The organism is Caballeronia sp. INDeC2, assembly GCF_023631325.1.
Lineage (GTDB): Bacteria > Pseudomonadota > Gammaproteobacteria > Burkholderiales > Burkholderiaceae > Caballeronia.
This window is the reverse complement of sequence record NZ_JALQDG010000012.1, coordinates 186115-212807: the sequence shown is the minus strand read 5'-3', so window position 1 is coordinate 212807 and position 26693 is coordinate 186115. Positions and strand designations below refer to the sequence as shown.

Below are 26693 nucleotides of genomic sequence, written 5' to 3'. Positions count from 1 at the left end.
CGGAAATCAGTCGCGGAAGTTGTTGAAGTCGAGCGGCGTGTCCGTGACTTCCTTTTTCAGCAGCGCGATGGCGCTTTGAAGGTCGTCGCGCTTTGCGCCTTGCACGCGCACCGCGTCGCCCTGAATGCTCGCCTGAACCTTGATCTTGCTGTCCTTCACGATCTTGACGATCTTTTTCGCCAGATCGCCCGACACGCCTTTCTTCACCGTGACGACTTGCTTCAGCTTGTCGCCGCCGATCTTCTCCTGCTTGCCGTAGTCGAGAAAACGCACGTCGACGCCGCGCTTGGCCAGCTTGTTCAGCAGAACGTCCTTCACCTGGCCGAGCTTGAAATCGTCGTCGGCGTAGAGCGTGAGTTCGCGCTCTTTCTGCTCGACGCGTGAATCCGAACCCTTGAAGTCGAAGCGCGTCGAGATTTCCTTGTTCGACTGCTCGATCGCGTTCTTCACTTCGATCATGTTTGCTTCGCTGACGACGTCAAACGATGGCATCTGTCTTTCTCCTTCATTGAGGCGAGCGCGCCGGGGAAGCGCGGCTCGCGCAATCGCTATAATCACGGACCTGTCGTCATTCTACCGACGCGCCTCGCTCATGTCGCTCCAGCTTCTCTCCGATTTCTCTCTGCGCGCTCACAACACGTTCGGCTTCGACGCGCGCGCGCGTCATGCAATGCGCATCGATTCCGTCGATGCGGCCGTCGCGCTCGCCACCGATGCGCGTATCGCGAACCTGCCGCAACTCGTGCTCGGCGGCGGCAGCAATATCGTGCTGACGCGCGATTTCGACGGCGTCGCGCTGATCGTCGGCATCGCGGGGAAACGGGTGATCGGTGAAGACGGCGATGCGTGGCTCGTCGAAGCCGGCGCGGGCGAGAATTGGCACGATTTTGTGGCCTGGACGCTCGCACACGGCATGCCGGGCCTCGAAAACCTCGCGTTGATTCCGGGCACGGTCGGCGCGGCGCCGATTCAGAACATCGGCGCATACGGGCTCGAAATGGGCGAGCGTTTCGAGCGGTTGAGCGCGGTGGAACTCGCGACCGGCGAGCGCGTGGACTTCGATCGCGCCGCGTGCGCCTTCGGTTATCGCGACAGTTTTTTCAAGCGGGCAGGGCGCGGACGCTTCATGATCACGTCGGTGGTGTTCAGGTTGCCGAAAGCGTGGACGCCGCGCGCCGACTATGCCGATGTCGCGCGCGCGCTCGACGGCGCTTCGAAACCGGATGCGCAGGCTATCTTCGATGCGGTCGTCGCCGTACGCCGCGCCAAACTGCCCGACTGGACCGTGCTCGGCAATGCGGGCAGCTTCTTCAAGAATCCCGTCGTGAGCGCGACGGCGTTCGAGACGCTGAACCGGCGCGAACCCGGCGTCGTTTCGTACCGGCAAACGGACGGAAATGTGAAGCTCGCGGCGGGCTGGCTGATCGACCAATGCGGCTGGAAAGGACGCGGCATCGGCGGCGCTGCGGTGCACGACCGTCAGGCGCTCGTCCTCGTGAATCGCGGCGGCGCGACGGGCGCGCAAGTGCTGGAACTGGCCGAAGCCATCAAGCGCGATGTGCTTGCGCGCTTCGGCGTCGAGCTGGAGATGGAACCGGTCTGCCTCTGATTCCTACGCGCACGACGCGCAGAAAAAAACCCGCCGAACGAGTCCGGCGGTTTTTTTACATCTGGCGACAGCGAATTACGCGCCGCGCTTGCGACGTGCGTTTTCCGCGATGCGCATGCGCAGCGCGTTCAGCTTGATGAAGCCGCCCGCGTCGGCCTGGTCGTAGGCGCCGCCGTCGTCGTCGAACGTTGCGATGGTCTTGTCGAACAGCGTTTCCTTCGAATCGCGCGCGACGACCGACACGCTGCCCTTGTAGAGCTTCACGCGCACCCAGCCGTTGACCTTTTCCTGCGTGTGGTCGATCAGCACTTGCAGCGCGCGGCGCTCCGGGCTCCACCAGTAGCCGTTGTAGATCAGCGATGCGTAACGCGGCATCAGATCGTCCTTCAGATGCGCCACTTCGCGGTCGAGCGTGATCGACTCGATGCCGCGGTGCGCCTTCAGCATGATCGTGCCGCCCGGCGTTTCATAGCAACCGCGCGACTTCATGCCGACGTAGCGGTTCTCGACCAGATCCAGACGGCCGATGCCGTGCTTGCCGCCCAGGCGGTTCAGCTCGGTCAGCATCTCGGCGGGCGACAGGCGCTTGCCGTTCAGCGCGACCGGATCGCCCTTCTCGAATTCGATATCGACATATTCCGCTTGATCCGGCGCCTCTTCCGGCGACACGGTCCAGCGCCACATGTCGGCTTCGGCCTCGGCCTTCGGGTCTTCCAGATGGCGGCCTTCGAACGAGATATGCAGCAGGTTCGCGTCCATGGAGTAGGGCGCGCCGCCTTGCTTGTGCTTCATTTCGATCGGAATGCCGGCCTTCTCGGCGTACGCGAGCAGCTTTTCGCGCGAGAGCAGATCCCATTCGCGCCACGGCGCGATCACCTTGATGCCCGGTTCGAGCGAGTAGTAGCCGAGTTCGAAGCGGACCTGATCGTTGCCCTTGCCGGTGGCGCCGTGCGAGACGGCTTGCGCGCCGGTCGCGCGGGCGATCTCGATCTGGCGCTTCGCGATCAGCGGACGCGCGATCGACGTGCCGAGCAGATACTCGCCTTCGTAGATGGTGTTCGCGCGGAACATCGGGAACACGAAATCGCGGACGAACTCTTCACGCAGGTCTTCGATGAAGATGTTGTCCTGCTTGATGCCGAGCTGGAGCGCCTTCTTGCGCGCGGGCTCCAGTTCCTCGCCCTGGCCTATGTCGGCCGTGAAGGTCACGACTTCGGCGTCGTAGTTGTCCTGCAACCATTTCAGGATGACGGAGGTGTCGAGGCCGCCCGAATAGGCGAGCACGACTTTCTTGATATCGCTCATGGTGAACTCGTGTGCTGAAAAGCCAGGTGCGGCGGTTGTGCGCCGCTTCGCGTCCGCCGGCCGCGCGACGGGCATGAAGTGCGCGGAAAAAACGCTATTTTGACATCAAAAAGCCGCGCTTCCGTAAATTCGGGATGCGCGGCTGAGCGGCGGCGCCGATTTGCCCGCTATCCGCTCAGTGATTGAGCTTGCCGAGCAGGAGATACTCCATCAGCGCCTTCTGGACGTGCAGACGGTTCTCCGCCTCGTCCCAGACGACGCTCTGCGGGCCGTCGATGACTTCCGCGCTCACCTCCTCGCCGCGATGCGCGGGCAGGCAATGCATGAAGAGCGCATCGGGATTGGCGCGCGCCATCATCTCGGCGTCGACGCAATAGTCGGCGAACGCCTTCATGCGCGCTTCGTTTTCGGCTTCGAAGCCCATGCTGGTCCAGACGTCCGTCGTGACGAGATCGGCGCCCGCGCACGCTTCGTTCGGATCGGCGAACTCTTCGTAGAACGGCTTGCTGTCCACGGAGACGAGCGCGGGATCCAGCTTGTAGCCGAGCGGCGTCGAGAGGCGCAGCTTGAAGCCGAGGATTTGCGCGGCCTCGATCCACGTGTAGAGCATGTTGTTCGCGTCGCCGACCCACGCCACGGTCTTGCCGTGGATCGGCCCGCGATGCTCGTAGAACGTGAAGATGTCCGCCAGCACCTGACACGGGTGATATTCGTTCGTCAGCCCGTTGATGACCGGCACGCGCGAGCTTTCCGCGAAGCGCTGGATGATGTCTTGGCCGAACGTGCGGATCATGATGATGTCGACCATGCGCGAGATGACTTGCGCCGAATCCTCGATCGGCTCGCCGCGGCCGAGCTGCGTATCGCGCGTGTTCATGAACACCGCGTGGCCGCCGAGCTGGAAGATCCCCGCTTCGAACGAGAGGCGCGTGCGCGTCGAGCTCTTTTCGAAGATCATCGCGAGCGTGCGGTCGTGCAGCGGATGATAGGTCTCGTAGTTCTTGAACTTGCGCTTCAGGATGCGCGCGCGTTCCAGCACATACTCGTAGTCGTCGAGCGAAAAATCCTTGAACTGAAGATAGTGGCGAATTTTTTTGGCGGTCATGAAACGCAAGCGGCGGCTTCGAACCGGCCGCTTCGACATGAGGCGTCAGGACCGGACGGCGCCGCCGTCGTGAGTGGTATCGCATTTGAGCATAAAGGATTTTGCGATGTTTGACGAGGCTGGCCCAAAAGGACGATGGCGAGCGCGCACACCCGTTCCGCGGCTTCGTAGCGCCCCCGATGGACGCGCACGATGTCTGTGTGCGCTGCGGAAAAGAGGTCGCTGCTGTATAATTGCGCTCGCTCGTTTCAACAGTTCTGCAACATTCAGCACCGTTTCACGCGCATCTGCGGCGAAGGGTTTGCAAGAATCCGGTCGGCGTGACTTTGCGCGTTTCGATTTCGCGGTGGATTGCCCAGTGCTGTCGAATCCGCCATTTCTGCCGCGGGCGCGGACGCTTCCAACAGGATCGACACGCGCGAAACCGCCCGGCGCTTCCCGCGCCTGCCCTTGCGGTTCCCTGCGTCAGGCATGTGCGTCCCGGTGCGCGTCACCGGCCGTCAAAAGGTATTTCTACATGGCTGAAACATCTCCGACCGAATACTTCATACAAGGCATCACCAGGAACGGGAGGAAGTTTCGGCCGAGCGACTGGTCCGAGCGCCTGTGCGGCGTGATGTCCGGCTTCGGTCCGAAGGCGAAAGGGCCCAACGCCCGTCTGCAATATTCCATCTACGTGCGTCCGACGATGATCGGCGACATCAAGGTCGTGATCGTCGATTCGCGCCTGCGCGACATAGAGCCAATGGCCTTCGACTTCGTGCTGAACTTCGCGAAGGACAATGACCTGCTCGTGACCGAGGCGTGCGAGCTGCCGCCGCATCATGGCACGCAGACCCAGCAGCATCAGCCTTGACCCGTCGAAGAACTAGCAGACGCAAAAAAGCCCGCCGAAGCGGGCTTTTTCGTTACTGCGCAGCGGAAACAGGAAGCTGCTTCGGCGAACGCCCCGTTCACGAAAACTCACGATGACCGGAAAGCGCCCGCCGGAAGCGAGCCGGAATTACTGGGCAGCGGGGGCCTGCAGGCCCTTGATGGCTGCAGCCAGGCGGCTCTTGTGACGAGCTGCCTTGTTCTTGTGGACGATCTTCTTGTCCGCGATGATGTCCATCGTCTTGACCGACGACTGGAACAGTTCGGCGGCCTTGGCCTTGTCGCCGGCGTCGATAGCCTTGCGAACAGCCTTGATGGCCGTGCGGAACTTCGAGCGCAGCGCCGAGTTGTGCGAGTTTGCCTTGGCGGCCTGACGGGCGCGCTTGCGTGCTTGAGCGGAATTTGCCATGACGGTTTCCTTGTCCTGTTTCTGCTGTTACTTGTCCGGAGCGCGCGGCCGGCGAAGGCCTTGAAAAGCCCTGACGCGGACACTCGAGCGCGCTGCCATTTGATCTGAAATCCCGGGAACGATTGCCCGAGAACCTCTAAACATCGCCGGCCAGAGCCGGAAAAGACGCGAAGCTGCCCAATTTCCCGTGCATCGATAGAATTTTGGAGCTTCGAAACAGGAAATTATAGCAAGGGAATATGAGACGTGACAAGCGCGGCGTGGCGTGCGCCGTCGCCGGGCGATTTGATGCAATTGATCCGCAACACATGGAGTCTCATGGGTGCGCCGCACGTGGCCCGTATAATAAGCGCCCCATGAATCTATTCCGAGCCCTCCTGACGGTCAGCGGCTTCACGCTGCTGTCGCGCGTGACCGGCCTGATCCGCGAAACGCTGATCGCCCGAGCTTTCGGCGCCAGTCTCTATACCGACGCGTTCTACGTCGCGTTCCGCATTCCCAACCTGCTGCGGCGTCTCTCCGCGGAAGGCGCGTTCGCGCAGGCGTTCGTCCCGATCCTCGCCGAGTTCAAGAACAGCAAGGGCCACGATCCGACCAAGGCGCTCGTCGACGCGATGTCGACCGTGCTCACGTGGTTCCTCGTCGTGCTGTCGCTGGCCGGCATGGCGGGCGCGAGCTGGGTCGTCTACGCGGTGGCGTCGGGGCTTCGGCACGAGGGCATCGGGTACACGCTTGCCGTCGAGATGACGCGCATCATGTTTCCGTACATCGTCCTCATTTCGATGACGACGCTCGCGTCCGGCGTGCTCAACACGTACAAGCAGTTTTCGCTGCCCGCGTTCGCCCCCGTGCTGCTGAACGTGGCGTTCATCTTCGCGGCGGTGTTCGTCGCGCCGCATCTGAAGGTGCCGGTCTATGCGCTCGCGTATGCGGTGATCGTCGGCGGTTTTCTGCAATTGCTCGTACAGCTGCCCGGCCTGAAGAAGATCGACATGACGCCGCGCATCGGGCTGAACTTCCGGCGCGCGCTCGCGCATCCGGGCGTAAAGCGCGTGCTCCTGAAGATGGTCCCGGCCATGTTCGCGGTGTCGGTGGGGCAGTTGAGCCTCATCATCAACACGAATATCGCGTCGAACATCGGGGCGGGCGCCGTGTCGTGGATCAACTACGCCGATCGCCTGATGGAATTTCCCACCGCGCTGCTCGGCGCGGCGCTCGGCACGATTCTGCTGCCGAGCCTCTCGAAAGCGCACGTCGACGCCGACAACGACGAATACTCCGCGCTGCTCGACTGGGGCCTGCGCATCACGTTCCTGCTGGCCGCGCCCAGCGCGATCGCGCTCTTCTTCTTCGCCGAGCCGCTCACCGCGACGCTCTTTCACTACGGCAAGTTCGACAGCCATTCCGTCGTGATGGTCGGCCGCGCGCTGGCGGCGTACGGCATCGGGCTGATCGGGCTGATTCTGATCAAGATTCTCGCGCCGGGTTTCTACGCGAAGCAGGACATCAAGACGCCGGTGAAGATCGCGATCTTCGTGCTGATCATGACGCAGGTGAGCAACTACATTTTCGTGCCGATTTTTTCCCATGCGGGTCTCACGCTGTCGATCGGCCTCGGCGCGCTCACCAACGCGCTCCTGCTGTTCGCGGGTCTGCGCCGCCGCAAGATTTACCAGCCGTCGCCGGGCTGGCTGCGCTTTTTCGTGCAACTGATCGGTGCGTGCCTGATTCTTGCGGGCGCGATGCATTGGGTGGCGGTCAACTTCGACTGGATCGGCATGCGCGCGACGCCGTTCTTCCGGATCGCGCTGCTCGCTGCAAGTCTCGTCGTGTTCGCTGCGCTATATTTCGGTATTCTGTCCGCGATGGGCTTCAAATACGCCTATTTCAAGAGACGCACGCTTTGATGACGACAACGCGTATCCTCGACTACTTCTCTTCGCTGATGGCTGACGACGACAGCCTTCCGCTCACGGAAGCGGCTTTGTCGCTCGCGCAGGACGCGTATCCCGATCTCGACATGCAGGCCGCGCTCGCGGAGATCGACGAGCTCGTCGTGCGCGTGCGCCGCCGCACGCCCGACGACGCGAACGTGAAGCAGAAAGTCGATGCGCTCAATCGCTACTTCTTTCGCGAGCTGGGCTTTTCCAGCAATCTCAACGATTACTACGATCCCGACAACAGCCATCTGAACGTGGTGCTGCGCCGGCGTCGCGGCATTCCGATTTCGCTCGCTGTGATCTATCTGGAAATGGCCGAGCAACTCGGCGTGCCGGCGCGCGGCGTCTCGTTTCCGGGGCATTTTCTGCTGCGCGTCGCGACGCCCGGCCAGGATCTGATGCTCGATCCGACCACCGGTCAAACGCTTTCCGAAGCGCAGATGGTCGAGATGCTGGAGCCGTATGTGCAGCGCGTGGGCGAATCGATCGGTAGCGCGCTGCGCGTGCTGTTGCAGCCCGCGACGCGGCGCGAGATCGTCGCGCGCATGCTGCGCAATCTGAAGGGCATCTACTTGCAGACGGAGCGCTGGCAGCGTCTGCTCGCGGTTCAGCAGCGGCTCGTGATCGCGCTGCCGAACAGCATCGAGGAAGTGCGCGATCGCGGCTTCGCGTACGCGCGCCTGGACTATCTCCGGCCGGCGCTGGAAGATTTGCAGCGTTACATCGAGATACGCCCGGACGCCGAGGACGCGACGGTCGTCGAAACCGAACTGCATGAGCTGCGGCAACGCACGCAGCACAACGGCGACTGAACGCAGACGGCGGACTTCGAAAGAAGCCCGCCGTTTTCACATCCGGCGCGTCATTTCGGCTGCATGCGGATTGCGCCGTCGAGACGGATCACTTCGCCGTTGAGCATCGGGTTATCGAAGATCTGCTTGACGAGAATCGCGTATTCGTCCGGCTTGCCGAGGCGCGGCGGGAACGGCACCATCGCGCCGAGCGCGTCCTGCACTTCCTTCGGCATGCCGAGCAGCATCGGCGTTTCGAACAGCCCCGGCGCGATCGTCATTACGCGGATGCCGCTCCTGCTCAAATCGCGCGCGATCGGCAGCGTCATGCCCGCCACACCGCTCTTCGACGCCGCATAGGCCGCCTGGCCGATCTGCCCGTCGTACGCCGCAACCGATGCCGTGTTCACGATCACGCCGCGCTCGCCCGCATCGTTGGCTTCGTTCTTCGACATCACCGCGGCCGCGAGCCGGATCATGTTGAAGGTGCCGATGAGATTCACCGCAACCACTTTCGAAAACAGGTCGAGCGCGTGCGGACCGTCGCGACCGACCGTCTTCGCCGCCGGCGCGATGCCCGCGCAGTTCACGAGGCCGCGCAACGTGCCGAGGCTCGACGCGGTATCGACAGCGCGCTGCCCATCGCTTTCCTGACTCACGTCGCATTTGACGAAGGTGCCGGACAGCTCCTTCGCGAGCGCTTCGCCCGCCGCCTCGTTCATGTCGGCGAGCACGACCTTGCCGCCTTGCGCCGCGATGAGCCGCGCCGTCGCCGCGCCGAGCCCCGACGCGCCGCCGGTGATCAGAAAGATATTCCCTTGCATCTCCATGCTTCTTCTCCTTATGTGATTCGTGTCTGCGAGGACAGGGGTGAATGCCGCTCGCGCCGATGTCGTCCTCGTGGGAAACGCGTCGATTGTAGCGAAGCCGATGATCGCAAAATCGCACATCGATCATGCGGATTCACAGGCGTAAAAAAACCCGCTCGTCGAGAGCGGGTTTCCTTCGAGCGTGATGCGTGACGCTTTACTTGAGCGCGTCGAACACACGCGTGCGGATTTCGTCGACCGCGCCGAGGCCCGAGATCTTGCGATATGCCGGCGCCTTCAGGCCGTTCGGCGCTTCGCCGCTCGTCGCCCAGTCGTTGTAGTACGCGATCAGCGGCTTGGTTTGCGCGACATACACGTCGAGACGCTTCTTCACGGTCTCTTCCTTGTCGTCGTCGCGCTGGATCAGCGGCTCGCCGGTGACGTCGTCGGTCATGTCGACCTTCGGCGGATTGAACTTGACGTGATACGTACGGCCCGATGCCGCATGCACGCGACGACCGCTCATGCGGGTGATGATCTCGTCGAAGGGGACATCGATTTCGAGCACGTAGTCGATCGCGACGCCGGCGTCTTTCATGGCTTCGGCTTGCGGCAGCGTGCGTGGAAAACCGTCGAACAGATAGCCGTTCTGGCAGTCGTCCGCTTGCAGACGTTCCTTCACGAGATTGATGATGAGCGAATCCGGCACCAGCTCGCCCGCGTCCATGTAGCGCTTCGCCTCGACGCCGAGCGGCGAGCCCGCCTTGACGGCTGCGCGCAGCATGTCGCCGGTCGAAATCTGCGGAATGCCGAATTTCTCCTTGATGAAGTTTGCCTGGGTGCCCTTGCCCGCACCGGGTGCGCCCAACAGGATCAAACGCATGGTGATCTCTCCGAATCGTCTATAAACCGCTTCAAGCCGCGAGGCTGATTTGACATCCGGTGGCGTGGCTCGTGCGGCGTCGACGACAGGGCGCGCGGCCGAAAGGAGACGGCGGGCACCTGCGGACAGCGGCGCAACGTTGAGCGTGGCGCTGACCGGAAGGCTCGCGCAATCGCTTGATTATGCCACGGCTCCTTACTATCGCGACCGTAATAACGCGGATAGAAAACGCCACGAAGCCCGCCGATTGGGCGTCGGCGGGGTTTACACGGGTTGTGCGGCGGCGCTCAGTCGGCTTTCGGGAAGAGCGCTTGAACGCGCTCGAGATCGGCTTGTGTATCGACGCCGGGTGGGGGCGCGTCCTGCGTCACGCGCACCGCGATGCGCTCTCCGTGCCACAGCGCGCGCAGTTGTTCGAGCGCTTCGGCGGTTTCGATCGGCGCTTGCGCAAGCGTCGGGAAGTCGCGCAGGAACTTCGCGCGATACGCATACAGCCCGATGTGGCGCAGAACGTTCTCCGGAACCGAAGGCAGTTTTGCAAGCGCGGCGACGTCCGGCCAGTGCGGCTGCCAGAGATCGCGCGTCCACGGAATCGGCGCGCGCGAGAAGTAGAGCGCGACGCTCTTCGCATCGAGCACCACCTTCACGACGTTCGGATTGAATACGTCTGCGGGATCGTGGATCGGATGCGCGGCCGTCGCGATCGCGCATTCGGGATGCGCCGCCAGGTGCGCGGCGACATCGCGCACGAGTTGCGGATCGATGAGCGGCTCGTCGCCCTGAACGTTGACGACGATCGCGTCGTCGTCCCAGTTCAGGCGCGTCGCCACTTCGGCGAGACGGTCCGTGCCGGTGGGGTGATCCGAGCGCGTCATCATCACTTCGATGCCGTGATCGCGCACCGCTTCGACCACGCGGTCGGAATCGGTCGCGACGAGCACGTGGCTCGCTCCGGATTCGCGCGCGCGTTCGGCGACGCGCACGACCATCGGCTTGCCGCCGATATCGGCGAGCGGCTTGTTCGGCAGGCGGGTGGACGCAAGCCGCGCCGGAATGACCGCGATGAACGGAGCGGACATGTCGGCGCTCAGGCGTCGCCGTTCGGCTTGATCGGCTCGACGGGCGTGCCTTCGACGGTCTGGCGCGCTTCGTCGACGAGCATCACGGGAATGCCGTCGCGGATCGGATAGGCGAGCTTGTCGGCGCTGCAGACGAGTTCCTGCGCCGCGCGATCGTAACTGAGCGGGCCTTTGCAGATCGGGCAAACGAGGATTTCAAGCAGACGTGCGTCCACGGAGTTTCTCCACAACAAGAGCGATGAGGCGCGGGCTGAGCACGGCTTGCACCGGAACGACCCAGATGCGTGCGTCGCGCCAGGCCCCAAATTTTACTGCATCCTTCTCGGTGATCAGGATCGCATCGGCTTGAACGCCCGCGAACGGATTCTCGCGATAGGAATAGTGATCGGGGAAGGCGCGCGTCGCGGGCGCGATGCCTGCCGCACGCAGCGTCGCGAAGAAGCGCTCGGGCGAACCGATGCCCGCCGCCGCGACCACTTTCTCGCCCGCGAACTGGTCGAGCGGGCGGCGCTGATGCGGATCGTCGAGCAGCCATGCGTCGCCGGATTCGAGTTCGAGCGCGAAGGTGTCCGGCCACGGCGGCAGCGTGCGTTCGTACGGACTGTTGATGAGCGTCGCGTCGCGGCGGCGCGACATCGGCTCGCGCAGCGGACCGGCGGGCAGCAGAAAACCGTTGCCGCCGAGGCGGGCGTCGAACACGACGAGCTCGAACGCGCGGGCGAGGCGATAGTGCTGCAGGCCGTCGTCGGAGACGAGGACATCGACGCTCGGATGCGCTTCGATCAGCGCGCGTGCGGCGGCGACGCGATCCGGGCAGACGAACACCGGCGCGTGCGTGCGTCGCGCGATCAGGAGCGGCTCGTCGCCGACCTGCGCGGCGGCCGAGGTCGGCGTGACGCTCGTGGGCTTCTCGACCTTTGCGCCGTAGCCGCGCGACACCACGCCTGGTTGGAAACCGGCGGCGCGCAAAGCCTCGACGAGCGCGATGACGGTCGGCGTCTTGCCCGTTCCGCCGACGGTCACGTTGCCCACGACGACCACCGGCACGCCGACATCGACGCGCTTGAACCAGCCGAGCTCGTAGCAGGCGCGCCGCGCGGCAGCGACCGCGCCGAAGACGCACGCGAAGGGCGTCAGCGCCCACGCGACGGGCCCGCGGCGGCGCCATTCGCGGGCGAGGAAGTTCTCGATCGGCGGCTTGAAATCAGACATGGACCGCCTTCGCGCGAAACGCTGACAGGCGGCGGGTCGGGTACGACATGGCGTGCAACGGCAGCTCCTCGGGTAACGGTCAGCGTTGGACGATGCCCGGCTGTTCGCGGCTCGGGATGAGCGAGACTCCGCCGCGCCAGCCGGCGCTGGAACCCGGCACTCTAGCGCGCGCGAGCCATGGGCGCCAGTCATGAGAATTCGTCGCGCATCGACCTGGCGCCTGTGGATAACTCTGTGAAGAACTTGCGCTGCGAGAAGCACGAAACCGCGTCAAGAAAGAGTTGCTCCGGGGATTACGGTGTTCAAGAAAATAAATCGCTTTAAAATCAGTCCCTTGTAACAAAGTCATGGGCCTGCGGCGATGCCGCGCCGCGCACGGCGGTAAGTCTTTCTGTGTGGACACTTGTTACACTTGCGTACCTCGTTCGGCGGCGTTTGTCCATCGGACACAGCGTCCGCAGCCCAAGTATTTTCCCATTCAGACATGACTCCCGATTCCCTGCCGTCGCAAAGCGGCGATGCCGTCATCCCCGTTTCCGTGCTCAATCGCGCCATCAGCTCGATGCTCGAACGGTCGTTTCCGCTCGTCTGGGTGTCGGGCGAAGTGTCGAACTTCACGCGTGCGGCGAGCGGCCACTGGTACTTTTCGATCAAGGACGCGAACGCGCAGATGCGCTGCGTGATGTTCCGCGGCCGCGCGCAATACGCCGAATTCGTGCCGCGCGAGGGCGACAAGATCGAAGTGCGCGCGCTCGTCACGATGTACGAGCCGCGCGGCGAACTGCAACTCAACGTCGAAGCGGTGCGGCGCACGGGGCAGGGGCGGCTTTACGAGGCGTTCCTGCGGCTCAAGGCGCAACTCGAAAGCGAAGGACTCTTCGCGGCCGAACGCAAGCGCGCGTTGCCCTCGCATCCGCGTGGCATCGGCATCGTGACGTCGTTGCAGGCGGCCGCCCTGCGCGACGTGCTCACGACGCTCGCGCGCCGTGCGCCGCATGTGCCGATCGTCGTGTACCCGGCGCCGGTGCAGGGCGCGGGCGTCGGCGCGAAGCTCGCGGCGATGGTCGAAGCCGCGAACGCGCGTCGCGAAGTCGATGTGCTGATCGTGTGCCGCGGCGGCGGATCGATCGAAGATCTGTGGGCGTTCAACGAGGAAGTGCTCGCGCGCGCGATCGCGGCGAGCGCGTTGCCGGTGGTGAGCGGCGTCGGTCACGAAACGGATTTCACCATCGCCGATTTCGCCGCCGACGTCCGCGCGCCTACGCCGACCGCCGCCGCCGAACTCGTCAGCCCGCAGCGCGTGTTGCTGTTGCGCGAGCTTGATCATCGGCATGCGGCGCTCGCTCGCGGCTTCGGCCGGACGATGGAGCGGCGCGCGCAGCAACTCGACTGGCTCGCGCGCAGGCTCGTGAGTCCGGCCGAGCGGCTCGCGCGGCAACGGATGCATCTGCGGCAACTGGCGAGCCGTCTCGGTGCGGCAGGCGCGCGACCCGTGCGCGACGCGCGCGCGCACTTCGCGCTCGTTCATTACCGCTGGCAGCGCAAGCGTCCGGATGTGTCGACCGAACGTGAGCATGTGCTGCGGCTCGCGCAGCGGATCGGCGGCGCGTACGAGCGACGCGCGGAGCGGGAAAAAGCGTGCGTGTCGGAACTGGCGGCGCGCTTGCAGGTGCTGAGTCCGCAGCGCACGCTGGAACGCGGCTATGCCGCATTGATCGACGCGCAAACCGGGCGCGCGGTGCGTGCGCCGAGCGCGCTGAAACCGAGGCGGCCGCTCACCGTTCATCTTGCGGAAGGGTCCGCCGACGTGCTGCTCGCCGATGTCCAGCCGCGTCTGTCGGACGATTTCTGAGGCAGGCGCGACACGCGAAATCGGCGTACATTTGACGTGCCTGAAGTTGCTCGGCAGAGCACTTTTTACGCCATCCGAGGCATATAGAAAGCAATCTTGCTCATAAAGAGCACACGGTTTGCTGGGTTATCCCAACTCGCCTACAATCCATTGCTCGACTGCCTCATCCTCACAATCCCACAATCCACATAGAAAGGAAGCTCGCATCATGGAACATACGCTCCCGCCGCTGCCGTTCGACAAGAACGCGCTCGCTCCGCACATGTCGGAAGAAACGCTCGAGTATCACTATGGCAAGCACCACCAGACCTATGTGACGAACCTGAACAAGCTGATCCCCGGCACCGAATTCGAAAATCTGCCGCTGGAAGAAATCGTGAAGAAGTCGTCCGGCGGCATCTTCAACAACTCGGCGCAGGTGTGGAATCACACGTTCTTCTGGAACAGCCTGTCGCCGAACGGCGGCGGCGCCCCGGCCGGCGCGCTGGCTGACGCGATCAACGCCAAGTACGGTTCCTTCGGCAAGTTCAAGGAAGAATTCGCGAAGGTCGCGACGGGCACGTTCGGCTCGGGCTGGACGTGGCTCGTGAAGAAGACCGACGGCACGGTGGATATCGTGTCGACGAGCAACGCCGCCACGCCGCTCACGACGGACGCGAAAGCGCTCGTGACCATCGACGTGTGGGAGCATGCTTATTACATCGACTATCGCAATGCGCGTCCGAAGTTCATCGAGGCTTACTGGAATATCGTGAACTGGGATTTTGCTGCGAAGAATTTCGGTGCGTAATCGCGCATGAAATGGGTTGCGGCATTCGATAGTGATTCTGAAAGCCGCAAGACAAGAAAGCCCTCGTAAGAGGGCTTTTTTCATTGATGCTCCGCGTTTTATGCCCGCGTTTTGGGGAACGTCGAAGTCTCACCTAGTCTAACGGGATCGGGGTCGCCGAACTGGCTTCCGATTTTCACGTTGGCCTGGCCAGCAAAGACGCGAGCTGAACAATGACGACACGCTATCATCAACTCGATTCATTGCGCGGCATTGCCGCTTTGACCGTCGTATTCAGTCACTATTCGCAAATCACGCCGACACGATGGCTCCAGCATGTCCCCTGGCGCGTATTCGCCGAGGGACATTCCGCGGTGATTCTGTTCTTCGCGCTAAGCGGCTTTGCCCTGACTTTGCAGGTGACCAGTGAAAGCAAGCCAGGTTTCGCGGAGTTCGTCATCAAACGCGTCTGCCGGATTTATATCCCTTACTTGTTTGCGGTGCTGGCTGCATACGCGGCGTACTGCGTGCTTTATCGATCGAATCTGTCCTGGACCGGCGAATGGGTCAATGAGGCATGGCACGCGGGCATCAATCGGCATGACCTGCTGAACCATATCTACTTTCTGATTCCATTCAGCAATAGCACGCTCGATCCGGTGCTCTGGTCGCTTGTTTACGAGATGCGTATCTCGCTGCTCTTTCCGATGCTCGTCGTCGCAGTGTTTGCGATGCCGGTCTGGTTTTCCGTCGCGCTGAGTGCCTGCCTGTCTCTCGCGGCTTTCGGTTACTACCACCATGCGCATCGGACGCTTATGGACGCGAGCCTTCAGGGCGAATGGATTCCAACGATCCACTATATTTCGATGTTCGTGCTGGGGGCTTTGATCGCGCGATATCGCAAGGCCATTACGTCGAAGCTCGCTGCTTATTCTGCGCACTGGCTTTTCGCGGCATTGCTGATTTCACTCGCGCTATATGGCCTGGTCGGCTCAGTGAATCGCCATCTGATATCCAACGATGTGCTGCGCAGTTTCGCGGACGATTGGGTCATTCTTCCGGCCGTCACCGGTATTCTCGTCCTGGCGATTTCTCTCGAACGATTCGCCACGATTCTGACCGCACGGCCACTCGTTTTTCTCGGCAAGATTTCGTTCAGTCTTTATCTTCTGCACTGCATCGTGCTGATGGGCGTTCTGCATTTTTTCGGCGAGACGTATCAGCGCCTGTCGTTGCTGATCCCCGCCGTGCTGATTCTTCCGGTCAGCATCGCCGGATATTATGCGATCGAAAAACCGTCGATTCGACTAGGCCGTTATCTGACCCGCCGAAAGCACCGCGGCAGGGCGACGCTGGGCGCCTGACGGTCGCTGCGCGCGCCGGAACGCGAGCCTAAAATGTGGGCTTGTCGCAATGTTCCGAATCGCATCGCCATCATGAAACGCTTCGCAGGACTGTGCCTCGCGGCCTGGTCGGCGGCCGCGCTGCTCTATTTCGGCCGCCATTCCGCCGCGCTCATCGTGCTCTCCGGCGTGCTCGTTCTCGCCGGCATCGATCTGCTTCGTCCCGACGCCGGAAACGGCGCGTAGACCTATCGCTGCTTCGCGCCTTCCCAGTTGATATCCACGCACAGCACCTGCAGTCCATAAGGCGTCTGCGCGGCGATCGACGCCGTCACGCAAAGGTGCGCATCGTTGATGGAGAGATACGGCGCTGTCAAATGCACACGCCCCGGCGCGCGCAGTGCCTCGATGAAATACGGCCGGCGTTCCCAGCTCGCGCCCTCGGAATGCAGCAGCGGGCTGAAGCGCTTCGCGCGTTGCGACGTGCGCACGACCGGCACGACGTTGTCGCCGATCTGCCGTCCGGCCTGATCGAGCAGGAAGCAGCGGGCGGTGTCGGCGAGTTGCAGCAGTTCGCTCGTCGCGGTGACGAGCGATTCGCCTTCCATCAGTTCGACGGACGCGCGTTCGAGCCCGCTCACATACGGCCCGAGACGCGCGGCCTGAGCCCGCTCGCGCGCAGCGACGCGCTCGCGCGACGCCGCCGACAGCGCGTCCATCACGCCCGCGGCGACTTCGCTATGCACGGCATCGACGCTCGGCTGCGCGAAATACGCGCCCTGCACGAAGTCGACGTTGCATTCGAGCGCGATCAGCGCGTCGCGCTCGGTCGCGAGGCCGCCCATCAGAACGAGCTGGCCGGATTCATGGAGCAGCGACACGAGACGCGGCAGCACGCGCTCGATATGCGAATGCTCGGTCGCCTGCTGCAGGATGCAGCGGTCGAGCGTCACGATATCGGGCCGCAGATGCCACACGCGATCGATGTTCGAATGCTTCACGCCGAAGCCGTCGAGCGCGATCAGAAAGCCCGACTTGCGCAGCGAATCGACGATTTCCGCGAAGCGTGTCGTCTCGCCGCCCGCCTGCTCGGGGACTTCGAGCACGACGCGCTGCGGCGGCAGGCCGATGTCCTTCAGCGATGCGAGCAGGGCGTCGCCGTAGCTCGTGTCCATCAGCGCAGCGGGGTGCAGGCTCAGGAAAAGCCATTCGTCGTGGCTGTCGAACGCGTTGAAATTGCCCAGATGCAGCGATTCCGCGAGCCGGCCGAGTTCGAGCAAATCGCCGCGCCGCGCGGCTTGCGTGAAGACCTCGTGCGACGGAATGTGCCGATGTGCGTCGTCGCGGGCGCGCAAGGACGCGTGATAGCCGATCGCGCGCCGATGCGACACGGAAAACACCGGCTGGAACACGCTGAAAACGGTGTACTCGCCGTACAGCACGGTGCGACGCGATCCGTCGTCGCCGGCGACGGGCCGGGGCGGCTGGAAGCGGGGAGGGTCGAGATCAACCATGCTCATGGTGTCTGGGCGCAAGGCAAGTGACTTTATCGAGATAGTTTACCGGATCGGCTTCCGATCGTTCGAGCAAAAAGCGTGCAAATTCAATGTTCAGGCGGCTCGCAGCGATTATCGGATGAGCAGGTCGAATCGATTCGTGTGTGGATTGGACGGGCGTGCCGCAGACGCGGGAGCGCGCGCCGCGCAATCGTGCGCACGGGCACCGGCGCGGTGCGCGATTCGCGAACCGCCTCAGTTCGATTCGGACGGATCGGGCTTGCGCGGCACCGCGCGCACTTCCGGCGCGAGCTGACCGAAGATCCACGCCGTCGCTGCGGTGATGATGCCGACGCACAGGAACGTCGCGTGGAACGCCGGCAGCGAGTTCGATTCGGTCACCTGCGGCAAAAGCCCCGTGAACGTCGACAGAATCGCGCCCGCGACGGTCACGCCGAGGCTCATCGACAGCATCTGCACGAGCGAGAACAGGCTGTTGCCGCTGCTCGCGCCGCCCGTGCCGAGATCCTTCAGCGTGAGCGTGTTCATCGCGGTGAACTGCATCGAATTGACGGCGCCGAAGACCGCCAGTTGCACGAGCCGCAGCCAGAGCGGCTGATGCGCGCTCGCGAGCCCGAAGCTCGCCATCATCAGGCCGACGAGCACTGTGTTCACGACGAGCACGCGCCGGTAGCCGTGTTTTTCGATGAGACGCGTGACGGCGCGCTTCGACGCCATCCCCGCGGCCGCGACGGGCAGCATCATCATGCCGGCCTGGAACGCCGAGTAGCCGAGACTCACTTGCAGAAGCAGCGGGATCAGATACGGCATCGCACCGCTGCCGATGCGCGCGAACAGATTGCCGAGCAGCCCGACGCTGAAGGTGTGGATCTTGAAGAGATCGAGCGAGAAGATCGGCTGGGCGGCGCGCGTCGCGTGCAGGCCGTACGCGACGAAGCAGCCGAACGAGAGCACCAGCAGCACGATGACGATTGCATGCTGCAGGCCGAGATCGGCGAGGCCGTCGAGTGAAATCGTCAGCGCGACCATGCCGACGGCGAGCAGCAGATAGCCGGCGAGATCGAAGGGCGCGGTCGCCGGATTGCGGCTGTCCGGCATATACAGATTCGTCGCAATGCAGCCGATCACGCCGACCGGCACGTTGATCAGAAAGATCCAGTGCCACGACGCGATCTGCACGAGCCAGCCGCCGAGCGTGGGGCCGATGAGCGGTCCGATCAGCCCCGGAATCGCGACGAACGCGAGCGCCGAGAGATACCGTTCCGCCGGGAACACGCGCAGCACGGCGAGACGCCCGACCGGCAGCAGCATCGCGCCGCCCACGCCCTGCACCACGCGATACGCGACGAGCGCCTGCAACGACTGCGCTTTCGCGCATAACAGCGAGCCGATCGTGAACACGAGAATCGCGCTGAAGAACACACGCTTCGTGCCGAGCTTGTCGGCGAGCCAGCCGGACACGGGGATCATCATCGCCATCGTGAGCGAGTAGGCGATCACGACACCCTGCATGCGCAATGGCGCTTCGCCCAGGCTTCGGGCCATCGCCGGCAGCGCGGTGTTGACGATCGTCGAATCGAGCGTCTGCATGAAGAAGCCCGTGGCGACGAGCCACAGCATGATGGAGAGCGATCGGTCGGATGGCTGGGCTGTGGGGGTGTCGGTCATTGGGCGGGGCTTACTTTCGCAGCTCGGCAACGAAATCGTAGTAGTCGTTGCGGCAGTAGGTATCGGTGAGCTCGATTGCGCGCTGATCGGCCGTATAGCCGACGCGCGTGATGAGCAACAGTGCGTCGTGCGGCGCGATGCCCATTTGCCGCGCGATCTCCTCACTCGCGTTGACCGCGCGGAAATGTTGGAGCGCGCGCACGATTGAGAGCCCGCGCGCTTCGAGATAGCTGTAGAGCGAATCGCCGATGGTCTGCGGATCGGGAATGCACGACGCGGGAAACGTGGAGTTCTCGACGGCCATCACGATGTCGTCGGCGAGGCGCAGCCGTTTCAGGCGCGTGACGGTGGCGGCGGGCGAGAGGCCGAGCTGAATGACTTCATCGCGATTGGCCGGCTCGATGGTGCGCGAGAGCCACTTGGAGCTCGGCTTGAAGCCGCGCCGCCGCAGCATCTCGGAGAAGCTCGACAGACGCGACAGCGGATCTTCGTAGCGCGGCGTGATGAAGCTGCCCGCGCCTTGCTCGCGGCGAATCAGCCCTTGCTCGACGAGCAGCGCAATCGCTTTTCTCGATGTGATCCGCGAGACGCCGAGCGCATCCGACAGCACGCGCTCGGAGGGCAGCGCTTCGCCTGCGTTCCAGCGATTGTCGTGGATGGCGTTGGCGAGCTTGCGAGCGAGTTGAAGATAGAGCGGAGTGTCGCTGTCCGGGTCCGGGCGCAAGTCGCGCCAGCGGTCTTCCGAGTTCGGGTTCATAAAGCGGACGCTAATGGGCCAAGCGGGGATTTTAAGACAAACATGGAAGACGAAGGGGCGTCCTGTTCCTTATCTTGGCTAGGTTTGCTGCGTCTGAACGCCCTCATGATGCAGTTTCATGTGTGAGCTATAGCTTACACGGTGCGAACCATGGATTACGATGCTGAACATCCGCACGACCGAGATCTTCGACGACGGGTACTCCTCGCTGAAGGACCGCATCGCGAAGCGCCGCATCCGGGTCCGCATCGATCGACTCGCAATGGGAAATCCGGGCGACACGAATTCGGCCGGATCGCCTGTTATCGAGCTACGCATCGATCATGTGCCGGGCTACCGCGTGCTAATACGTGCAGCGCGGCGATGTTCTCGCGATTCTCTTATGCCGCGGAGACAAGTCCACGCAGGAGCGAGGCATCAGGTCCGCTCATGCCATGCTGCCTCACTTGAACATGGAGTGACCATGACGGCAACCAGGATCAAAACGCGGCCATGGGATTCGGCCGAATATCTGCAAACGGAAGATGACATCGCCGAATACTTCGAGGCCTGTCTGCAAGAGGGCGGTGACGAACCGGCTTTCATCGCGCGTTGCTCGGCGTGATCGCACGAGCGCGCGGCATGGCGCAAGTAGCGCACGACACCGGCATCAGTCGCGAAGGGCTCTATAAAGCGCTGTCGGAAGACGGCAACCCGAGCTTCGGCACGATCCTGAGAGTGGTCAAGGCGCTGGGGCTACAACTTCACGCGTCGAAGGCCGGTACGTAATTCACAGGCTTGCCGGAACAGAATGAGCCTCAAGCCGTAGCCGCCCCACCCACCCCACGCCCCGCCCGCATATAAAGCGCAACCGACAACGCCACCGCCGCGGCCGCCGCCAGCGCGGCGAACAAAAACACCGACCCATAACCGAACTCACCCGCGACATAGCCCGCGAGCGGCCCGGTCAGCCCGAGAGACAAATCGAGAAACACCGAATAAGCCGACAGCGCCGCGCCCCGGCTCGCCGGCGGCACGAGCTCCACCGCCTCGACGCCCAGCGCCGGAAACACCAGCGCGAAGCCGAAGCCGGTCAGCGCCGCGCCCGCGAGCGCAAAAGTAGGCTCGGCGGCAAGCCACAACATCAGCAATCCAGCGCTTTCGAAAGCAAACGACACGATCGCCACGCGGAACCCGCCGTATGCCTTGATGGTATTGGCGAACAGCAGCCGCGCTCCGATGAACATCGTGCCGAACACCGTCAGCGACAGCGCCGCGTTCGGCCAGTTGTGCGCCGCATAGTAGAGCGTGATGAACGTCGCGATGGAGCCGAAGCCCGCCGAACCGAGGGCGAGTCCCAGCCCGTGCGGCAACACGCGGAAGAACACGCTCCGATACGACATGCGCTCGCCGTGCACGATCGGCACGCTCGCCATGCGCGTCGCGAGCCAGTAGCCGAAGCCGCCGAGCGCGATCACGATCACCCCGAGCGATGCAAACCCGAGCGAATGATCGATCGCGACGCCGAGCGGCGCGCCGACCGCCAATGCGCCGTAGGTCGCGATACCGTTCCACGAAATCACCTTCGCGTTGTTCGTCACCCCGACGCGGCCGATGCCCCACGTGATCGACCCCGTGCCGACCCAGCTTTCGCCGAAGCCGAGTACGAGCCGCGCGATCACCAGCAGCACGAGGCTCACACCATGCCATTGCGCCGCGAGCGCCGACGCAAGCAGCAGCACGCCGCTCGCCGCGCACGCCGCAAGGCCGTACAGCACGGTTTTCTTGGGGCCGAGCGTATCGGCGGTGCGGCCCGCGAGCGGCCGCGACATGAGCGTCGCAAAGTACTGGACGCTGATCGCCGCGCCCGCCATCACCGAGCCGTAGCCCAAATCCGTATGCACGTAACCCGGCAGCACCGCGAGGGGGATGCCGATCGTCAGGTAGCAAAGGAACGTGTACAGCACGACGGGCAAAATCCGCAGCGTGACTGCGAAATCGCCCTGCGGCTTGATGCGAGGCTCGGAGGACATAGGGAAAGTGCGGGGTTGAATTCGGCGCGAAGGCATGATTCTCCCATATGTTGCGGCGCAACGTCGCACGTGTTTTGTAACCAGGAGGGACAAATCAAGGATCCGAACGATCGGACGGCAACGCCAGAAGGCTTGCTGCATAAGACTCGGCGCACATATCGGACGAAGAGTATGTCGTTCATGCAATGTCGGCTATGGGTTATGGTTTTTGGAGGTGATAGCTTTCGGATCATCGAAGCGACAGGACCAGTCCGAAAAAGTCCCCTGAAGTCGCGAATGCCACCGGCTGCGTATCCCACGCAACCAGCAAAAAAGCATCGAAGAGCCCCGAGACATCCATGACCCAGCCGATCCGCTTCTATCACCGCAACGCGATCCAGGAAGTGAGCGGCGCGTCGACGACGCGCACCGTCCTGCAATACCTGCGCGAAGACGCGCGCTGCACAGGCACCAAGGAAGGCTGCGCGGAAGGCGACTGCGGCGCGTGCACGGTCGTCATCGGCGAGCCGGACGGCGCGGGCGGCGTCGCGTTCAAGGCCGTGAACGCGTGCGTGCAGTTCCTGCCGACGCTCGACGGCCGCGCGCTCTTCACCGTCGAAGACCTGCGCCAGCCTGACGGCACGCTGCATCCGGTGCAGCAGGCGCTGGTCGATTGCCACGGCTCGCAGTGCGGTTTCTGCACGCCGGGTTTCGCGATGTCGATGTTCGCGCTCTACGAAAAACACGGCCATGCGACGACCGGCTGCCCGGGCGCATGCGAGAAGACCAAGCCCTCGCGCCAGGAAATCAGCGACGCGCTGACGGGCAATCTGTGCCGCTGCACGGGTTACCGGCCGATCATCGAGGCGGCGGAGCAGATGTTCGATCACGCGCCGCTCGCGCCCGTCGACGTGCCCGCGCTCGCGCGCACGCTCGAAGGCATCCAGCGTGACGACACGTTCCGTTACGAGCACGCCGGCCGCCGCTTCGAGGCGCCGCGCACCGCCGAAGCGCTCGCCGCGATCAAGGACAAGAATCCGAACGTGCGCATTCTGGCGGGCAGCACCGACGTCGGTCTGTGGGTGACGAAGCAACTGCGCGATCTTGGCGACATCGTTTATATCGGGCAGATCGAATCGTTCAAGCACGTCGAGACGACGGACGCGTGGATCGAGATCGGCGCGGGCGCGTCGGTCGATCGCGCGTATGCGGAACTCGTGAAGACCTATCCCGAACTCGAGGAAACGCGTCTGCGCTTCGCTTCGCTGCCGATTCGCAACGCGGGCACGCTCGGCGGCAATGTCGCGAACGGCTCGCCGATCGGCGATTCGATGCCAGGCCTCATCGCGTTGAACGCGCGCGTCGTGCTGCAAAGCGTGGACGGTACGCGAGAAATGCCGCTCGAAGACCTGTACATCGCGTATCAGAAGAAGGACATGCGCGAGAACGAATTCGTCGCGGCCATTCGCGTGCCGACGCGGGCAGGCAAGCGCGCGAAGCTCCAGTTCCGCGCGTACAAGCTGTCGAAGCGCTTCGACTCCGATATTTCCGCCGTGTACGCCGCGTATTCGTTCATCGCCGATGGCGACACGATCCGCGAGCCGCGCCTCGTCTACGGCGGCATGGCCGCGACGCCGAAGCGCGCATCGCACGCGGAAGCCGTTCTCGCCGATGCCCACTGGCATGAAGCCACCGCCCAGGCCGCGATGCTCGCGCTTTCGAAGGATTACCAGCCGCTCACCGACATGCGCGCGAGCAGCGATTACCGCCTCGATACCGCGAAGAGCCTGCTGTATCGCTTCTGGCTGGAGACGCGTCCGCACGATCCGCTCGATAAATCGAAGCTGGACGTGCGCGCAATCGAACTGGTCGAAGCGAAGTAAGCGAAAAGGGAGAACAAGACAATGAATCAGCAAGCCGAAGCCTTTCTCGCCGAAGCCCAGTCGCTCGCGAACGAAATCGACGCGTTCAAGCAGGTCCACGTGTCGCGTCCGCATGAATCGGCGCATCTGCACGTGAGCGGGCGCGCAAGCTATACGGACGACATTCCGCCCATCGCGGGCACGCTGCACGCCGCGCTCGGCACGAGCCCGAAGGCGCACGCGAAGATCGTGTCGATGAACTTCGACGCCGTGCGCGCGACGCCGGGCGTCGTCGCCGTTTTCACCGCCGAGGACATTCCCGGCGTGAACGATTGCGGCCCGATCATCCACGACGACCCGGTGCTCGCGCAGGGCATCGTGCAGTTCGTCGGCCAGCCGATGTTCATCGTCGTCGCGACATCGCACGACACGGCGCGTCTTGCCGCGCGCCGCGCGACGATCGAGTTCGAAGACCTCGTGCCCATCCTGACGCCGCAAGACGCGCGCAAGGCCGAATCGTATGTGCTGAATCCGCTGAAGCTGTCGCGCGGCGACGCCGAAGGGCGCATGGCGAAAGCCTCGCATCACGAGCGCGGCGCGATGAAGCTCGGCGGTCAGGAGCAGTTCTATCTCGAAGGCCAGATCGCGTACGCCGTGCCGAAGGACGACGACGGCATGCATGTCTATTGCTCGACGCAGCACCCGACGGAAATGCAGCATCTCGTCGCGCACGTGCTCAACGTGCATTCGCACAACGTGCTGGTCGAATGCCGGCGCATGGGCGGCGGGTTCGGCGGCAAGGAATCGCAGTCGGGCATCTTCGCGTGCTGCGCGGCGCTCGCCGCGTGGAAGCTGCTGTGCCCGGTGAAGCTGCGTCCGGACCGCGACGACGACATGATGATCACCGGCAAGCGTCACGACTTCGTGTACGAGTTCGAAGTCGGCTATGACGACGACGGCAAGATCGATGGCGTCGCCGTGGACATGACCTCGCGCTGCGGCTTCTCTGCCGACCTGTCCGGTCCGGTGATGACGCGCGCCGTCTGCCACTTCGACAACGCGTACTGGCTGTCGGACGTGAAGATCGAAGGCTATTGCGGCAAGACGAACACGCAGTCGAACACCGCGTTTCGCGGCTTCGGCGGGCCGCAGGGCGCGTTCGCGATCGAGTACATCCTGGACAACGTCGCGCGCTCGGTCGGAAAAGATTCGCTCGACGTGCGCCGCGCGAATCTCTACGGCAAGACGGAAAACAACAAGACGCCTTATGGCCAGACGGTCGAAGACAACGTCATCCACGAACTGATCGCCGAACTCGAAGAGACGAGCGATTATCGTCGGCGGCGCACGGCCATCAACGAGTTCAACGCAAACAATGAAATCCTGAAGAAGGGTCTTGCGCTGACGCCGGTGAAGTTCGGCATCGCTTTCAACGTGACGCACTTCAACCAGGCGGGCGCGCTGGTTCACATCTATACCGATGGCTCGATGCTCGTGAACCACGGCGGCACCGAGATGGGGCAGGGCCTGAACACGAAGGTCGCGCAAGTCGTCGCGCATGAACTCGGCGTGAACTTCGAGCGCGTGCGCGTGACGGCCACGGACACGAGCAAGGTCGCGAATACATCGGCCACGGCGGCATCGACGGGAACGGATCTGAACGGCAAGGCCGCGCAAGACGCCGCGCGCCAGTTGCGCGAACGGCTCGCGAAGTTCGCTGCCGAGAAGTTCGGCGGCGGCACGATTACGCCCGCGCAGGTGCGCTTCGCGAACGATCGCGTGATGGTCGGCGACGATGCGATTCCGTTCGGCGAAGTCGTGCAGAAGGCGTATCTCGCGCGCGTGCAGTTGTGGTCCGACGGCTTCTACGCGACGCCCAAGCTCTACTGGGATCAGGCGACGATGCAGGGCCGCCCGTTCTTCTACTACTCGTACGGCGCGGCGGTGTCGGAAGTGGTGATCGATACGCTGACCGGCGAAATGCGTGTGCTGCGCGCGGACGCGCTGCACGACGTGGGTGCATCGCTGAATCCGGCGCTCGATAAAGGCCAGGTCGAAGGCGCGTTCGTGCAGGGCATGGGTTGGCTCACGACGGAGGAACTCTGGTGGAACGACAAGGGCAAGCTGATGACGCACGCGCCGTCCACCTACAAGATTCCGACGACGAACGACATGCCCGCCGATTTCCGCGTCGATCTGTTCAGGAACCGCAACGCGGAGGACAGCATCCATCGCTCGAAGGCCGTGGGCGAGCCGCCGCTCTTGTTGCCGTTCTCGGTGTTCTTCGCGATCCGCGACGCCGTTTCCGCGGTCGGCGATCACAAGGTGAATCCGCCGTTGAACGCCCCCGCGACGGCGGAAGAGATCCTCAAGGCGGTCCACGCGGTGAGGAGCGCACGGTCATGATGCACGTCGTCCTGTTCGGGGCGGGCCACGTCGGCCATGCGCTCGTGAAGGTGCTCGGTACGCTGCCGTGCGTCGTGCAGTGGGTGGATGCGCGCGACGAACTCTTCCCCGACGAAGTCCCGGCGAACGTGCAGATCGAAGCGACCGATTTACCCGATGCGATCGTCGACGAGGCGCCAGCGGGTACGTATTTCATCGTGATGACGCACGATCATTCGCTGGACTTTTCGCTCACGCAACGCATCATGCGGCGGGATGACTTCGCTTACTTCGGTTTGATCGGGTCGAAGACGAAGCGCGTGAAGTTCGAACGGCGTCTGATGGAGCGCGGGGTGGCGGCGGAGCGGCTGCCGGAGATCACGTGTCCGATCGGCGTGGAAGGGATCGTCGATAAGGCGCCGTGGTCGATCGGAATGGCGGTCGCGGCGCAGTTGTTGAGGGTGAGGGAGATGGGCGTACGGGTGGGGCCCGAAGCGTTACGGAGAATCCGCGTGACCGCCTGAAGCGCATCGT

24 protein-coding genes and 2 pseudogenes are annotated in these 26693 nt (G+C 63.5%); 13 read left to right on the top strand and 13 right to left on the bottom strand.

Features of this window, described 5'->3' with window-relative positions; genetic code table 11:
* Positions 1–6 precede the first annotated feature (6 nt).
* Positions 7–492: a YajQ family cyclic di-GMP-binding protein gene (locus tag NCS28_RS10970; RefSeq protein ID WP_250513848.1), complete on the bottom strand. Its 486-nt coding sequence runs from the start codon at positions 490–492 to the stop codon at positions 7–9.
* Positions 493–592: 100 nt separating this feature from the next.
* Between NCS28_RS10970 and murB the strand changes: the two genes are divergently transcribed.
* Complete coding sequence (murB, locus tag NCS28_RS10965; RefSeq protein ID WP_250513847.1) at positions 593–1609, top strand: UDP-N-acetylmuramate dehydrogenase; 1017 nt, start codon at positions 593–595, stop codon at positions 1607–1609.
* A 75-nt stretch (positions 1610–1684) separates the two neighbouring features.
* Here murB and NCS28_RS10960 read toward each other — a convergent pair whose 3' ends face one another.
* Positions 1685–2914, bottom strand: coding sequence for an argininosuccinate synthase (locus tag NCS28_RS10960; RefSeq protein WP_250513846.1), 1230 nt, complete (start codon positions 2912–2914; stop codon positions 1685–1687).
* Positions 2915–3089: 175 nt separating this feature from the next.
* Positions 3090–4019, bottom strand: coding sequence for an ornithine carbamoyltransferase (argF, locus tag NCS28_RS10955; protein ID WP_250513845.1), 930 nt, complete (start codon positions 4017–4019; stop codon positions 3090–3092).
* Between the two features lie 517 nt (positions 4020–4536).
* On the opposite strand from argF, the gene NCS28_RS10950 reads away from it, so the two are divergent.
* Positions 4537–4875 (top strand): DUF3579 domain-containing protein, encoded by a 339-nt coding sequence (locus tag NCS28_RS10950; RefSeq protein WP_187605981.1) that lies wholly within the window; start codon positions 4537–4539, stop codon positions 4873–4875.
* 147 nt (positions 4876–5022) lie between these two features.
* On the opposite strand, the gene rpsT is transcribed toward NCS28_RS10950, so the two are convergent.
* On the bottom strand, positions 5023–5301 hold the full coding sequence (gene rpsT / locus NCS28_RS10945) for a 30S ribosomal protein S20 (protein WP_250513844.1): 279 nt from the start codon (positions 5299–5301) through the stop codon (positions 5023–5025).
* 356 nt (positions 5302–5657) lie between these two features.
* On the opposite strand from rpsT, the gene murJ reads away from it, so the two are divergent.
* Together murJ and NCS28_RS10935 are read left to right on the top strand one after the other, a co-directional pair.
* Positions 5658–7208: a murein biosynthesis integral membrane protein MurJ gene (gene murJ, locus NCS28_RS10940; protein WP_350029782.1), complete on the top strand. Its 1551-nt coding sequence runs from the start codon at positions 5658–5660 to the stop codon at positions 7206–7208.
* A complete protein-coding gene (locus tag NCS28_RS10935) occupies positions 7208–8053 on the top strand; it encodes a SirB1 family protein (RefSeq protein WP_250513842.1) in 846 nt (281 codons plus the stop codon). Before murJ ends, NCS28_RS10935 begins: the two co-directional genes overlap by 1 nt.
* A gap of 50 nt (positions 8054–8103) precedes the next feature.
* On the opposite strand, the gene NCS28_RS10930 is transcribed toward NCS28_RS10935, so the two are convergent.
* From NCS28_RS10930 to lpxK, 5 genes are all read right to left on the bottom strand, one after another.
* Positions 8104–8862, bottom strand: a complete 759-nt coding sequence (locus NCS28_RS10930) for a 3-hydroxyacyl-CoA dehydrogenase (protein WP_250513841.1) — start codon at positions 8860–8862, stop codon at positions 8104–8106.
* Between the two features lie 196 nt (positions 8863–9058).
* Positions 9059–9724 carry an adenylate kinase gene (gene adk, locus NCS28_RS10925; RefSeq protein WP_250513840.1) on the bottom strand — a complete coding sequence of 222 codons (666 nt, stop codon included), beginning with the start codon at positions 9722–9724 and terminating at the stop codon, positions 9059–9061.
* A gap of 287 nt (positions 9725–10011) precedes the next feature.
* Positions 10012–10803 (bottom strand): 3-deoxy-manno-octulosonate cytidylyltransferase, encoded by a 792-nt coding sequence (gene kdsB, locus NCS28_RS10920; protein WP_250513839.1) that lies wholly within the window; start codon positions 10801–10803, stop codon positions 10012–10014.
* 8 nt (positions 10804–10811) lie between these two features.
* Complete coding sequence (locus NCS28_RS10915) at positions 10812–11018, bottom strand: Trm112 family protein (RefSeq protein WP_061119386.1); 207 nt, start codon at positions 11016–11018, stop codon at positions 10812–10814.
* A complete protein-coding gene (gene lpxK, locus NCS28_RS10910; protein ID WP_250513838.1) occupies positions 10999–12015 on the bottom strand; it encodes a tetraacyldisaccharide 4'-kinase in 1017 nt (338 codons plus the stop codon). The genes NCS28_RS10915 and lpxK overlap by 20 nt, the downstream gene beginning before the upstream one ends.
* Positions 12016–12499: 484 nt before the next feature.
* Between lpxK and xseA the strand changes: the two genes are divergently transcribed.
* The 4 genes from xseA to NCS28_RS10890 all read left to right on the top strand — a co-directional run bounded on the left by xseA (position 12500) and on the right by NCS28_RS10890 (position 16225).
* Complete coding sequence (xseA, locus tag NCS28_RS10905) at positions 12500–13867, top strand: exodeoxyribonuclease VII large subunit (protein ID WP_250513837.1); 1368 nt, start codon at positions 12500–12502, stop codon at positions 13865–13867.
* Positions 13868–14075: 208 nt separating this feature from the next.
* On the top strand, positions 14076–14657 hold the full coding sequence (locus NCS28_RS10900; RefSeq protein ID WP_250513836.1) for a superoxide dismutase: 582 nt from the start codon (positions 14076–14078) through the stop codon (positions 14655–14657).
* A gap of 212 nt (positions 14658–14869) precedes the next feature.
* On the top strand, positions 14870–16000 hold the full coding sequence (locus tag NCS28_RS10895; protein ID WP_250513835.1) for an acyltransferase family protein: 1131 nt from the start codon (positions 14870–14872) through the stop codon (positions 15998–16000).
* A gap of 72 nt (positions 16001–16072) precedes the next feature.
* Positions 16073–16225 carry a hypothetical protein gene (locus NCS28_RS10890; RefSeq protein ID WP_250513834.1) on the top strand — a complete coding sequence of 51 codons (153 nt, stop codon included), beginning with the start codon at positions 16073–16075 and terminating at the stop codon, positions 16223–16225.
* A 2-nt stretch (positions 16226–16227) separates the two neighbouring features.
* Here the strand turns inward: NCS28_RS10890 and NCS28_RS10885 are convergent, their stop codons facing one another.
* The 3 genes from NCS28_RS10885 to NCS28_RS10875 form a co-directional block, all read right to left on the bottom strand.
* The gene (locus tag NCS28_RS10885) at positions 16228–17499 is read right to left on the bottom strand and encodes an EAL domain-containing protein (protein WP_250513833.1); all 1272 of its coding nucleotides are present in this window, start codon (positions 17497–17499) and stop codon (positions 16228–16230) included.
* A 231-nt stretch (positions 17500–17730) separates the two neighbouring features.
* Positions 17731–19164: a multidrug transporter subunit MdtD gene (gene mdtD, locus NCS28_RS10880; protein WP_250513832.1), complete on the bottom strand. Its 1434-nt coding sequence runs from the start codon at positions 19162–19164 to the stop codon at positions 17731–17733.
* Between the two features lie 10 nt (positions 19165–19174).
* Positions 19175–19921, bottom strand: coding sequence for a GntR family transcriptional regulator (locus NCS28_RS10875; RefSeq protein ID WP_250513831.1), 747 nt, complete (start codon positions 19919–19921; stop codon positions 19175–19177).
* A gap of 160 nt (positions 19922–20081) precedes the next feature.
* Here NCS28_RS10875 and NCS28_RS10870 point away from each other — a divergent pair.
* A pseudogene (locus tag NCS28_RS10870) lies at positions 20082–20382 on the top strand (type II toxin-antitoxin system RelE/ParE family toxin).
* 2 nt (positions 20383–20384) lie between these two features.
* Positions 20385–20689, top strand: a pseudogene (locus NCS28_RS10865) (addiction module antidote protein).
* Positions 20690–20718: 29 nt separating this feature from the next.
* On the opposite strand, the gene NCS28_RS10860 reads toward NCS28_RS10865, so the two are convergent.
* A complete protein-coding gene (locus NCS28_RS10860) occupies positions 20719–21933 on the bottom strand; it encodes an MFS transporter (protein ID WP_250513830.1) in 1215 nt (404 codons plus the stop codon).
* Positions 21934–22271: 338 nt separating this feature from the next.
* Between NCS28_RS10860 and xdhA the strand changes: the two genes are divergently transcribed.
* The 3 genes from xdhA to xdhC are packed head-to-tail and all read left to right on the top strand — an operon-like array spanning position 22272 to position 26683.
* A complete protein-coding gene (xdhA, locus tag NCS28_RS10855; RefSeq protein ID WP_250513829.1) occupies positions 22272–23795 on the top strand; it encodes a xanthine dehydrogenase small subunit in 1524 nt (507 codons plus the stop codon).
* Positions 23796–23816: 21 nt separating this feature from the next.
* Positions 23817–26180, top strand: coding sequence for a xanthine dehydrogenase molybdopterin binding subunit (gene xdhB, locus NCS28_RS10850; RefSeq protein ID WP_250513828.1), 2364 nt, complete (start codon positions 23817–23819; stop codon positions 26178–26180).
* Positions 26177–26683: a xanthine dehydrogenase accessory protein XdhC gene (gene xdhC, locus NCS28_RS10845; RefSeq protein ID WP_250513827.1), complete on the top strand. Its 507-nt coding sequence runs from the start codon at positions 26177–26179 to the stop codon at positions 26681–26683. Before xdhB ends, xdhC begins: the two co-directional genes overlap by 4 nt.
* Positions 26684–26693: the final 10 nt, after the last annotated feature.

Bases quoted from the DNA above. Each gene is read 5' to 3' on its own strand.
- NCS28_RS10970 (WP_250513848.1), bottom strand. From the start codon at position 492: ATGCCATCGTTTGACGTCGTCAGCGAAGCAAACATGATCGAAGTGAAG.
- murB (WP_250513847.1), top strand. From the start codon at position 593: ATGTCGCTCCAGCTTCTCTCCGATTTCTCTCTGCGCGCTCACAACACG.
- NCS28_RS10960 (WP_250513846.1), bottom strand. From the start codon at position 2,914: ATGAGCGATATCAAGAAAGTCGTGCTCGCCTATTCGGGCGGCCTCGAC.
- argF (WP_250513845.1), bottom strand. From the start codon at position 4,019: ATGACCGCCAAAAAAATTCGCCACTATCTTCAGTTCAAGGATTTTTCG.
- NCS28_RS10950 (WP_187605981.1), top strand. From the start codon at position 4,537: ATGGCTGAAACATCTCCGACCGAATACTTCATACAAGGCATCACCAGG.
- rpsT (WP_250513844.1), bottom strand. From the start codon at position 5,301: ATGGCAAATTCCGCTCAAGCACGCAAGCGCGCCCGTCAGGCCGCCAAG.
- murJ (WP_350029782.1), top strand. From the start codon at position 5,658: ATGAATCTATTCCGAGCCCTCCTGACGGTCAGCGGCTTCACGCTGCTG.
- NCS28_RS10935 (WP_250513842.1), top strand. From the start codon at position 7,208: ATGACGACAACGCGTATCCTCGACTACTTCTCTTCGCTGATGGCTGAC.
- NCS28_RS10930 (WP_250513841.1), bottom strand. From the start codon at position 8,862: ATGGAGATGCAAGGGAATATCTTTCTGATCACCGGCGGCGCGTCGGGG.
- adk (WP_250513840.1), bottom strand. From the start codon at position 9,724: ATGCGTTTGATCCTGTTGGGCGCACCCGGTGCGGGCAAGGGCACCCAG.
- kdsB (WP_250513839.1), bottom strand. From the start codon at position 10,803: ATGTCCGCTCCGTTCATCGCGGTCATTCCGGCGCGGCTTGCGTCCACC.
- lpxK (WP_250513838.1), bottom strand. From the start codon at position 12,015: ATGTCTGATTTCAAGCCGCCGATCGAGAACTTCCTCGCCCGCGAATGG.
- xseA (WP_250513837.1), top strand. From the start codon at position 12,500: ATGACTCCCGATTCCCTGCCGTCGCAAAGCGGCGATGCCGTCATCCCC.
- NCS28_RS10900 (WP_250513836.1), top strand. From the start codon at position 14,076: ATGGAACATACGCTCCCGCCGCTGCCGTTCGACAAGAACGCGCTCGCT.
- NCS28_RS10895 (WP_250513835.1), top strand. From the start codon at position 14,870: ATGACGACACGCTATCATCAACTCGATTCATTGCGCGGCATTGCCGCT.
- NCS28_RS10890 (WP_250513834.1), top strand. From the start codon at position 16,073: ATGAAACGCTTCGCAGGACTGTGCCTCGCGGCCTGGTCGGCGGCCGCG.
- NCS28_RS10885 (WP_250513833.1), bottom strand. From the start codon at position 17,499: ATGAGCATGGTTGATCTCGACCCTCCCCGCTTCCAGCCGCCCCGGCCC.
- mdtD (WP_250513832.1), bottom strand. From the start codon at position 19,164: ATGACCGACACCCCCACAGCCCAGCCATCCGACCGATCGCTCTCCATC.
- NCS28_RS10875 (WP_250513831.1), bottom strand. From the start codon at position 19,921: ATGAACCCGAACTCGGAAGACCGCTGGCGCGACTTGCGCCCGGACCCG.
- NCS28_RS10860 (WP_250513830.1), bottom strand. From the start codon at position 21,933: ATGTCCTCCGAGCCTCGCATCAAGCCGCAGGGCGATTTCGCAGTCACG.
- xdhA (WP_250513829.1), top strand. From the start codon at position 22,272: ATGACCCAGCCGATCCGCTTCTATCACCGCAACGCGATCCAGGAAGTG.
- xdhB (WP_250513828.1), top strand. From the start codon at position 23,817: ATGAATCAGCAAGCCGAAGCCTTTCTCGCCGAAGCCCAGTCGCTCGCG.
- xdhC (WP_250513827.1), top strand. From the start codon at position 26,177: ATGATGCACGTCGTCCTGTTCGGGGCGGGCCACGTCGGCCATGCGCTC.